The organism is Catenulispora pinisilvae, assembly GCF_015356865.1.
In the GTDB taxonomy this organism is placed as follows: Bacteria; Actinomycetota; Actinomycetes; order Streptomycetales; family Catenulisporaceae; genus Catenulispora; species Catenulispora pinisilvae.
In genome coordinates this window covers 1-10,008 of record NZ_JAAFZA010000323.1, presented here as the reverse complement: position 1 = coordinate 10,008, position 10,008 = coordinate 1, and the positions used below count along the sequence as shown (strand labels likewise).

Sequence of the window (10,008 nt, the reverse complement as noted above, 5' to 3'; positions counted from 1 at the left end):
CCCCATCGACGAGGCCGAACTCGACCGCATCTGCCTGCACAACCTCCTGTCGGCCTGCGCCGACATGATCTACTTCAAAGACCGCGACTCCCGCTTCCTGCGCGTCAGCGACAGTGCCGCCGAATTCAGCGGCACCGATCCGGCCGCGATGATCGGCAAGACGGTTCGCGACTACTTCACCCCCGAGCACGCCGCCGCCGCGTTCGCGACCGAGAAGAAGATCATGGCCACCGGCCAGGCGATCACCGACTTCGAGGAGCCGCATCTGCGGGCCGGCACGCCTGCCGAGGAGACGCTCAGCGCCAGTAAGCAGCCGTTGCGGGACTTCGACGGGCGGGTCATCGGGACCTTCGGGATCAGCCGGGACATCACCGCGCGCAAGATCGCCGAGCGCGAGCTCAAGTCGCGGACCGAGGAGTTGGACCGGGTCGGGCGCGAGCTCAAGACCCTGATCGACACCAGCCCGGACCTGATGGCGCGGTTCGACCGGGACCTGCGCTGCACCTACGCCAACCCGGCGGCCGCGACGATCATCAGGTCGACGCCGAACGCCATGCTCGGCCACACCAGCCGGGAGCGCGGGTACTCCGAGGACTTCCTCAAGGTGTGGGAGGAGTCGCTGCGGCACGTGCTGGCCACCGGGCAGAACACCGAGCGGGAGTTCGACGTCGTGATCGCCGGGCAGTCGCGCTTCCTGCACGCCCGGTTCGTGCCGGAACTCGGCTGGGACGGCGAGGTGACCAGCGTGCTGGCCGTCTGCCGGGACCTGACCGATCGGCGGCGGATCGAGGAGGCGCTGGAGGAGCAGGCGGTGCGCGATCCGCTGACCGGGCTGGCGAACCGGACGCTGCTGGTCAGCCGGATCCGGCAGGCGATCGAGCTGGGCGCGGCCGACCGCGACCGGCTGGCCGTGCTGTTCCTGGACCTGGACCGGTTCAAGCTGGTCAACGACAGCCTCGGGCACGCCGCGGGCGATGAGCTGCTGGCCGCCGTCGCCGACCGGCTGCGCACCGCGGTGCGGCGCGGCGACCTGGTCGCGCGGTTCGGCGGGGACGAGTTCGTGGTGCTGTGCGAGAACGTGGCCGGGCACGCCGAGGCCGCGGCGATCGCCGAGCGGATCATCGACTGCCTGATCCGCCCGTTCAGCTGCGCCGGCAAGCAGATGCACGTCCGCACCAGCATCGGCATAGCCCTGGCGCCCGGCCCGGACACCACCGTGGACGAACTCCTGCGCGACGCGGACGCCGCGATGTACCAGGCCAAGGCCGACGGCACGGTGGCCGGCGGCTACCGGTTCTTCGAGCCGGCCACGCACCAGCGGGCCGTGCACCGCATGAACCTGGAGCAGGACCTGCGCCAGGCCGTCGAGCGCGGCGAGTTCACCCTGGTGTACCAGCCGATCGTGGCGCTGGAGGACGGCCGGCTGACCGGTGCCGAGGCGCTGATCCGCTGGCGCCACCCGGAGCGCGGGCTGCTGGCCCCGGCAGCGTTCTTGGACATGGCCGAGGAGACTCAGCTGATCGTGCCGATCGGCCGGTGGGTGCTGGACGAGGCGTGTCGGCAGCTGGCGGAGTGGAATGACTCGCTGCCGGTCGGGGCGCGGGCGGTGACGACATCTGCCGGATCGGCTGGATCCGCTGGATCTGCTGGATCTGCTGGATCCGCCGGGTCCGTTGGATCTGCCGGGTCTGCCGGGTCCGTTGGATCTGCCGGGTCTGCCGGGTCCGCTGGATCCGCCGAGTCGGCTGGCACCCGGCTGCCGCTGCTGGCCGTGAACCTGTCCAGCCGCCAGCTGTCCCACGACGCCGACCTGGTCTGCCAGGTCACCAAGACCATCGCCCGGCACGGCGTGCCGCCGGGGCGGATCTGCCTGGAGGTGACCGAGACCGCCGTGCACGAGGCGTCGCTGACTGCGCGCTCGGCGCTGGAAGCGTTCTCCGGCTCCGGCATCAAGATCGCGCTGGACGACTACGGCACCGGCTACTCCTCGCTCGGGCACCTGCGCGACAACCCGGTCGACACGCTGAAGATCGACCGCGTGTTCATCAGCGGGCTGGGACAGAACCGGGGCGACGACGCGATCGTGGTCGCGGTGATCACGCTGGCGCACGCGCTGGGAATGAAGGTCGTCGCCGAGGGGGTGGAGACGCCGGAGCAGCGGGCGCGGTTGCTGGAGCTGGGCTGCGACTTCGCTCAGGGGCACCTGTTCTCGATGCCGCTGAGCGCGGAGGATTTCGGGGAGCTGTTGCGGAGCTGGGCGACGGTCGGAGCGGTGCCCTGTCTGTGAGTGCCTGCCTGTAAGCCCATGGCGCTGATAGAGCACTGTCAGCCTTGTCGCGTTGGAGGATCCATGCCCGGCCCCGCTTCGATCGCCACCGACCCGATGGCGTTCTGGACCGAGCGGCACATCTGCTCCCTGGCCTCGGTCCGACCGGACGGCACTCCGCACCTGGTACCCGTCGGCGTCGTCTACGACCCGGCCACCGGCCTGGCCCGGATCATCACCAGCAGCACCAGTGCCAAGGCCCGGCGCATCGCCGCCGCGGGCACGCTGCCGGTCGCGGTGACGCAGGTCGACGGGGCGCGTTGGACCACGTTGGAGGGTGTGGCCCGGATCAACTCGGTTCCGGAGGCGGTCGCCGAGGCGGAGCGGCGGTACACCGAACGGTATGGCGAGCCCAGGCCGAACCCGCTGCGGGTGGCGATCGAGATCGAGGTGCGGCGGGTGCTGGGGTCGGTGAAGGTGCCGCTGCCGGAGGCGTCGAGCTGAACTGATCAAACGCGGGTCTTGTCCGCGGCCGTTCGGGCCGGAGCGAGCTTGGCGAAGCGCGTCTCCGTGTCCAGCAGCATCCGGCGCCGTTGTTCCGGCGTCTTGTCGGTGACCCGGTCGTAGTTGACCCACGTCAGGTTTTTGACGCCGATCTTGCCGAACGTCCCCTTGAACAGGATCTTCGTCATCGGATCGCGGTACCACCAGCGGTACGCCTTGTCCGGCGTGGTCATCACCGACAGCACCGTGACCGCGCCGAGCCGGGTCATCAGATTGCGGAACGGGTTCCCCTTGCCCTCGGGCAGCTCCTTGAAGAGCACGCCTTTGGTGAGCACCCGGTCCAGGAAGCCCTTGGTGGCCGCCGGCATCGCCTCCCACCACACCGGGAACGCGAACACCAGGTGGTCGGCGGCCAGCAGGCGGCGCTGGTAGTCGGCGACCTGCGGGTCGACGACGCGCGCCGTCCGCCACGCGGCCAGGTCGGCGGCGGTCATCGCCGGCGCGAAGCCGTCGGCGGCCAGGTCGATCAGGTCGACCTCGTGCCCGGCCGCCTCCGCGCCCCGGATCGCCGCCGCGGCCACAGCGGCGGTGAAGCTGCGCCGATGCGGGACGTCCTCGGCCGAGGCGAGGGTGTAGGGGTGGTCGAGGACTATCAGGACATGCATGGGAACTCCCCGTCAGTACGTCAGTGGTGGGCTGATGGCCGTCGCGCCGGATGCGGCACAATTGTTTCGCTTGCAACAGTTGCACTTCAAACTGTTGCCTGTCAAACAACGCGCTATCCTGACCCCATGGACGACCCGCCCCTCCCCGACGACCTGGCCACGCTCTGGTACCTCGTCCGCCGCGTAGCCGGCCTGATGGACCGCGCCGGCGAGGCCCTGTTCCAGCACGAGATCGGCATCTCCCTGGCCCAGTTCCTGGTCCTGTCAGTCGTCGACGCGCACCCGGGTCCGCTCAACCAACAGACCGTCGCCGACCGGCTGGGACTGACGAAGGGCACGGTCAGCCGACAGATCGACAGCGCGGTCATGGCCGGGCTGATGAGCGTGCAGGCCGCCGCGCACAACCGGCGGGAGAACGTGGTCAGCCTGACGCCGGCCGGGACCGCGCTGGTACGGCGCGGTGACGCGGCCTTCGAGCGGGAGAAGGTGGCGGTGCTGCCGGACGCCGAGCCGGGGGATGTTCAGGCGGCGATTCGAGTGCTGGCGGCGATGAATGGGGCGCTGGACCCGAACGCGGCAACGCATCCGAATCCGGCGACGAACCCGAATGCGGCGCTGCCGGGGCGGCAGTAGGCGATCAGGGCCCGGCTCAGCGCGCGCCACAATCCCGGCCGCAGACTGCCCGGCAGGTTCTGATCGAGAGCCCGGCTCAGCGCGAGCCACACTCCCGGCCGCAGACTCCCCGGCAGGTTCTGATCGAGAGCCCGGCTCAGCGCGCGCCACAATCCCGGCCGCAGACGCCCCCGGCGGATTCCGGTCGAGTCTCCAGCTCAAGGCGCGCCCCACTTCCAGGCCCCAGACTCCCCGGCAGATTCTGGTCGAGATGAACAACATCCTCGGCCACCAACACCCCGATTTGCCAAGTACCTGTTCTATCTGCCCCTGTTGAGCGTGGTTGTGTCGTCTGGGTGGCAACAAATCTTGTGGGGCCAGTTATCTAGCGCCCCACTTCCCGACCCAGCCACCTCAACGTCCAAAAGCAGCGCAGTGACCACCAAATTGAGTAGCGTCAGGGCATGTCTTCACCGCCATCAGGGTCACCGATACTTCGGTCACCGAACATCTTTGGCTCCGATGTAGTCTCTGAGGACGCACCGCGGCGGAACGGCCGGCGCGGCCGGGAGAACAAGCAGGGGTGGTCGCGGCGATGACGTTGGCGTATCTGCCGAGCCCGTCGCAGGGTGTGTGGCATCTGGGTCCGTTCCCGATCCGGGCGTATGCGCTGTGCATCCTGCTCGGGATCGTGGTCGCGGTGATGTGGACCGGCAAGCGCTGGGCGGCGCGCGGCGGGGTCCGTGAGGACGTGGTGGACATCGCCATCTGGGCGGTGCCGTTCGGGCTGGTCGGCGGCCGCCTCTATCACGTCATCACCGACCCGGAGCTGTACTTCAAGTCCGGTGAGGACCCGATCAAGGCGTTCTACATCTGGGACGGCGGGCTCGGGATCTGGGGCGCGGTCGCGCTCGGCGGGGTCGGGGCCTGGATCGGGTGCCGGCGCAAGGGGATCAAGCTCGCCGACTTCGCCGACGCGATGGCGCCGGCGCTGATCCTGGCGCAGGCGATCGGGCGCTGGGGCAACTACTTCAACCAGGAGCTGTACGGCCGGCCCTCGGGGCTGCCGTGGGCGATCCGCATCGACCCCGCGCACCGGCCGCCGAACACCCCGGACGCCGCGTTCTACCAGCCGACCTTCCTGTACGAGTCGATCTGGGACGCCGCGGTGGCCCTGCTGCTGGTCTGGATCGACCGCAAGTGGCACCCGAACCGCGGCCGGCTGTTCGCGATCTACGTCGCCGCCTACACCGCGGGCCGCTCGGTGGTCGAGGCACTGCGCGACGACCACGCCAACCGGTTCGGCGGCCTGCGGCTCAACGACTGGGTCTCGCTGATCGTCTTCCTCGGCGCCCTGGCCTACCTGTGGCTGCGCCGCGACCGGCCGGGAATGGTGACGGCAGGCGCCAACACGTCCGACGACACAGCGACCGTTCTCGACACCCCGCAAGCGCTGTCGGACGCCAACGCCGAAGAGGCGGATGCCGCAGACACCGCAGACACCGCAGCAGCCGAAGACACCCCGACCGATCCGGACGACCATCCCGCTCCGGAAGAAAGCCCCGAAGAAGACCCCACGGAAAACCCCGAGAAGGACCCCGCAGAAACCCCCGCGACCACGTCAGCCGCGCGTGACCGCGAGGCTGACGAATGACCGGAACCCTCGCGGCCCGCACCACCGACGCCGGCCGGCGCCTGTTCGGCCAGAACCGCCAGGCCCGCCCCAAGCTGTGGACCGAACTCGCGCTGGTCGTCATCGGCTACAGCCTGTACACCATCACCCGCGACGCCGTCCCGGGCCAGAAGGACGTCGCGATGCGCCGGGCCGCGTCGGTCCTGCGTACCGAGCACAGTCTGCACATCGACATAGAGCTGACGGTCAACCACGCGCTGGACAAGATCACGCCGCTGATCGTCGGCCTGAACTACTACTACGCGACCCTGCACTTCTTCATCACCATCGGGGTCCTGGTCTGGCTCTACGTCCGCCACCCGCAGGCCTACCGCTCCGCGCGCACGGTCCTGTTCCTGGTCATCTTGTCGAGCCTGATCGGCTTCTACTTCTTCGCCATGGCCCCGCCGCGCCTGCTGACCGGCCACGGGTTCATCGACACCAACGTGGAGCACCACACCTGGGGCTCGTTCGCCTCCCCCACCATGCAGTCGGTCTCCAACCAGTACGCGGCCATGCCCAGCGACCACATCGCCTGGGCCGGCTGGTGCGCGGTCATGATCTACAAGTACGCCGGGCACCGCTGGATCCGCGTGGCGGGCCTGTTCTACCCGCTGTTCACCTTCACCGCCATCATCGGCACCGCCAACCACTTCGTGGCCGACGCGGTCGGCGGCGCGCTGACCCTGGCCGCCGCGTTCGCGATCCACCACTTGGCGGGCCGGCTGTGGCGCCGCCGCACCGCGAAGGCCTCGCTACCGCCGCCGCGCGCTCAGCACGACGGTGACCGGCATCAGGGGGCACTCGGCGAACAACGCGGCGTCGGTGATCCGGAACCCGCTGTCGAGCAGCGGGACGGCTAGCCCGGCCGAGATGCGCACGCCCCGGCGCCGGACGTGTCCGGCGCCGGCCGGATCCCACTGCGCGACCCCCTGGAGGTGCGCCAGGACCAGCAGCCCGTCGCGGGCGGTCACCCGGCGCACCTCGGCCAGCGCCGCCCCCGGCGCCGGCCAGTGATGCGAGCAGGCCGTGCACGTCACCACGTCGAACGCGGCGTCGACGAACGGCAGCGCCGTGGAATCGGCCCGCACGAAGGCGTCGCACTCCCCCGGCTCGGTGATCGCCTGCGCCTGGGCCAGCATCCCGGCCGAGATGTCCACACCGACCAGCTGGGTGTCCGGGAACTCGGCGGCGGCGGTGCGCAGCAGGCGGCCGGTGCCGCAGCCGACGTCGACCATCCGGTTCGGCTCCGGCGCCGCGCGGGACGCCGATCGCAGGACCCGGTGATGCAGGCGTGCGTAGAAGACGTCCTGCAACGCGCTCGCCTCGTAGGCCGGAGCCCACGCGTCGAAGCGCGCCACGTCCCGGCCCTCCGGCTGTTCGTCACGCCCCGCCGGATCGCCGGTCAGGTCCACGCGGTACACGCTGCCCGCTGCGTGAGTGGCTTGCAAGGGCTATTCGTGTACCGCGTGAGGGCTGCACCGCATGAGGGCCTGAGAGCTCGTCAGAGCCGAGGTCTCAGACCACCATCAAGCTGTCAGACCACCATCACCGGCACCTCGTCCAGCACCAGCTCCGCCCGACGCCCCGGCCCCAGGTCGGCAGCCGCCGCGCTGGGCACGTCGGACAGCACCTCGGTACCGTCCGGCAGCACCGCCGTGATCCGGGTGATCGGCCCGCGGAACCCGGCCTGCCGGACCGTGGCCGGGCCCTCCTCGGCCGGCTCGAACCGGACCGCCTCAGGCCGAATCAGAACCGCGACCACCCCTGCGGATCGCGATCCCGGCTCGCGCACCGGCAGGCTTCGGCCCGCCACCTCGACGCTCTTGCCGTCGGCGCTGAGCGTGCCGGGCAGCCGGTTCATGGTGCCGATGAACTCCGCGACGAACGCCGTCGCCGGGTTCGCGTACACCTCGGCCGGGGCGGCACACTGCTCCAGCCTGCCGGCCCGCATCACCGCGACCTGGTCGGCGACGCTCAGCGCCTCCTCCTGGTCGTGGGTGACGAACACGGTCGTGATGCCCAGCCGGGTCTGCAACGAGCGGATCTCCTCGCGCAGCTGCACCCGAACCACGGCGTCCAGCGCGGACAGCGGCTCGTCCAGCAGCAGCACCCGCGGCTCGACGGCCAGCGCCCGGGCCAGGGCCACGCGCTGCTGCTGGCCGCCGGACATCTGGTGCGTGTATTTCGACGCGTGCTCGGAGAGACCGACCAGCTCCAGCAGCTCCCCGGCCCGCTCGCGGCGCTTGGCCGCGTTCCAGCCGCGCATCCGCAGGCCGAAGGCGACGTTGTCGCGGGCGTCCAGGTTCGGGAACAGGCTGTAGGACTGGAACACCATGCCCATGTCCCGCTTGTTCGCCGGGACCCGCGCGACGTCCTGGCCGCCGACCCGCACCTCGCCGCCGTCGCTGTGTTCGAGCCCTGCGATGATGCGCAGCGCGGTGGTCTTGCCGCAGCCCGAGGGGCCCAGCATGCAGGTGAGCGTGCCCGGTTCGACGGTCAGGTCCAGGCCGTCGAGCGCGGCGACGCCGCCGAAGGAGCGGCTCAGTTTGACGAGTTCGACGGACGGGGCACTCACTTGCTTCTCCGCAACTTCGAGGGCTTCTTCGCGGCACGGCCGCGGCCCAGCTGCGAGACCAGCATCAGCAGCAGCCAGGACAGGAACAGGATGAGCATCGCGGCGGTGGTGGCCACCTCGCCGTCCTGCTGGCCGGCCTGGTCGGTCCAGACCGGAAAGGTGTTGAGCAGCAACAGGTTCGCGATCGTGAACTCGCCCAGGGCCAGCGCCGCGCCGAGGATGCCGGCCGAGGCGATGGCGGTCCGGATGTTCGGCACGACCACCCGCCACAGGGTGGTCGGCCAGCTGGCGCCCAGGCTGCGCGCCGCCTCGACCAGGGTGGCCAGCGGGATCGCCGACAGCCCGGCGTCCAGCGAGCGGTAGGTGAACGGCAGCGCGAGGATCACGTACTCCAGGATCAGGATCCAGGAGGAGCCGGTGATCGACTGCGGCCAGGACTTGAAGGCCCCGAGGATGCCGTTGGCGATGACCACGGCCGGGATCGCCATCGGCAGCAGGCAGATCCCCTCCATGACCCGGCGCATGTGCGGCAGCCGCAGGTGCAGCCAGGCCATCGTGGGCACCATCAGGATCAGGAGCAGCGCCACCGTGCCGACCGCGATCTTCAGCGAGGTCATCAGGTTGGTGGTGAAGCCGTCCTGGTGGACCAGGCCGGTCCAGACCGACAGCGTGTGCCCCATGTTGCGGCGGCTGCCGCCGAGGGTGAAGTCGACCGCGGCGTAGAGCGGGACGAAGAAGTAGGCCGCGAACAGCAGCAGCAGGATCGTGCGGCCGACGCGCGGGCGACGCGGCCGCGGGCGGCCGGCGGCCGGGCCGCGTGTCGCAGGGCTCTGCGTCCCGGCGGGATCGGAGACGACGGCGGTCACCGCAGCCACCTCGCCGTGCGCCGCTGGAGCAGCGTGTAGGCGACCATGACCAGACCGACGACCACGATCATCATCAGGCCCAGGGCGTTGCCGACGTTCGCCTGCCCGGCCAGCACGTTGCCGGACATCACCGAACCGATCTGGATCGGGACCAGCGGCACACTGCCGGTGCTCAGCGCGTAGGCGGTCGCGTAGGCCGCGAAAGCGTTGGCGAACAACAGGAGCAGCGCGCCGAGGAACGGCGGCGCCAGCAGCGGGCCGCCGATCCGGAGCCAGTACTGCCGGCGCGAGGCGCCCAGGCTGCGGGCGGCCTCCTCCCACTGCGGACGCAGGCCGTCCAGCGCCGGGAAGATCACCAGCAGCATCAGCGGGATCTGGAAGTAGAGGTAGACCAGGACCAGGCCGGCCATGTTCCACAACACGAATCCGTGTTGGGTGAGGTTGTAGCCGGCGCTGTTCAGCCACCGGGTGACCAGTCCCTGCGGGCCGAGCGTGGCCAGGAAGACGAAGGCCAGCGGCAGGCCGCCGAAGTAGGCCAGGACGCCGGAGGCCGTGGTGACCGCGCGGTGCACCAGGCCGTCGCGTCGCGCGCCGGACACCGCCACGGCGAGCGCCAGGCCCAGGATCGCGCCGAGGACCGCGCTGAGCACCGACAGTTCGATGCTGACGACGAAGGAGTGCCGGTAGGGGTCCTGCACCGCGGCGGTGACGTTCGACAGCGTGGCGTGGCCGGCGTTGTCCTGGAAGGCGGCGGTGATGACGGCGTAGGCCGGGGCGCCGAGGAAGACGGCGACGTAGACCGCGAACGGGGCCAGGCCGAGGAGGTCGCGGCGGCGGGTGCGGCG

At 70.5% G+C, this 10,008-nt stretch carries 10 protein-coding genes; 5 read left to right on the top strand and 5 right to left on the bottom strand.

Going from position 1 to position 10,008, the window contains the following annotated elements:
* On the top strand, positions 1 to 2,287 hold a 2,287-nt coding region (locus IZR01_RS44990; RefSeq protein ID WP_194927407.1), incomplete at its 5' end, for a sensor domain-containing protein.
* Between the two features lie 63 nt (positions 2,288 to 2,350).
* On the top strand, positions 2,351 to 2,770 hold the full coding sequence (locus IZR01_RS44985; RefSeq protein ID WP_194927406.1) for a TIGR03618 family F420-dependent PPOX class oxidoreductase: 420 nt from the start codon (positions 2,351 to 2,353) through the stop codon (positions 2,768 to 2,770).
* A 5-nt stretch (positions 2,771 to 2,775) separates the two neighbouring features.
* Here the strand turns inward: IZR01_RS44985 and IZR01_RS44980 are convergent, their stop codons facing one another.
* Complete coding sequence (locus IZR01_RS44980) at positions 2,776 to 3,435, bottom strand: NAD(P)H-dependent oxidoreductase (protein WP_194927405.1); 660 nt, start codon at positions 3,433 to 3,435, stop codon at positions 2,776 to 2,778.
* 126 nt (positions 3,436 to 3,561) lie between these two features.
* On the opposite strand from IZR01_RS44980, the gene IZR01_RS44975 reads away from it, so the two are divergent.
* From IZR01_RS44975 to IZR01_RS44965, 3 genes are all read left to right on the top strand, one after another.
* The gene (locus tag IZR01_RS44975) at positions 3,562 to 4,068 is read left to right on the top strand and encodes a MarR family winged helix-turn-helix transcriptional regulator (RefSeq protein WP_194927404.1); all 507 of its coding nucleotides are present in this window, start codon (positions 3,562 to 3,564) and stop codon (positions 4,066 to 4,068) included.
* A gap of 574 nt (positions 4,069 to 4,642) precedes the next feature.
* Positions 4,643 to 5,701: a prolipoprotein diacylglyceryl transferase gene (gene lgt, locus IZR01_RS44970; protein ID WP_228561294.1), complete on the top strand. Its 1,059-nt coding sequence runs from the start codon at positions 4,643 to 4,645 to the stop codon at positions 5,699 to 5,701.
* A complete protein-coding gene (locus IZR01_RS44965; protein ID WP_194898237.1) occupies positions 5,698 to 6,582 on the top strand; it encodes a phosphatase PAP2 family protein in 885 nt (294 codons plus the stop codon). The genes lgt and IZR01_RS44965 overlap by 4 nt, the downstream gene beginning before the upstream one ends.
* Here the strand turns inward: IZR01_RS44965 and IZR01_RS44960 are convergent.
* From IZR01_RS44960 to IZR01_RS44945, 4 genes are all read right to left on the bottom strand, one after another.
* Positions 6,475 to 7,134, bottom strand: coding sequence for a class I SAM-dependent methyltransferase (locus IZR01_RS44960; RefSeq protein ID WP_194898236.1), 660 nt, complete (start codon positions 7,132 to 7,134; stop codon positions 6,475 to 6,477). The two genes, IZR01_RS44965 and IZR01_RS44960, sit on opposite strands and share 108 nt — an antisense overlap.
* A gap of 122 nt (positions 7,135 to 7,256) precedes the next feature.
* Positions 7,257 to 8,297 carry an ABC transporter ATP-binding protein gene (locus IZR01_RS44955; RefSeq protein ID WP_194898235.1) on the bottom strand — a complete coding sequence of 347 codons (1,041 nt, stop codon included), beginning with the start codon at positions 8,295 to 8,297 and terminating at the stop codon, positions 7,257 to 7,259.
* Positions 8,294 to 9,163 carry an ABC transporter permease gene (locus IZR01_RS53870; protein WP_194927403.1) on the bottom strand — a complete coding sequence of 290 codons (870 nt, stop codon included), beginning with the start codon at positions 9,161 to 9,163 and terminating at the stop codon, positions 8,294 to 8,296. The genes IZR01_RS44955 and IZR01_RS53870 overlap by 4 nt, the downstream gene beginning before the upstream one ends.
* Positions 9,160 to 10,008: ABC transporter permease (locus tag IZR01_RS44945; RefSeq protein ID WP_228561293.1), on the bottom strand; the 849-nt coding region annotated here is incomplete at its 5' end. The genes IZR01_RS44945 and IZR01_RS53870, both read right to left, overlap by 4 nt.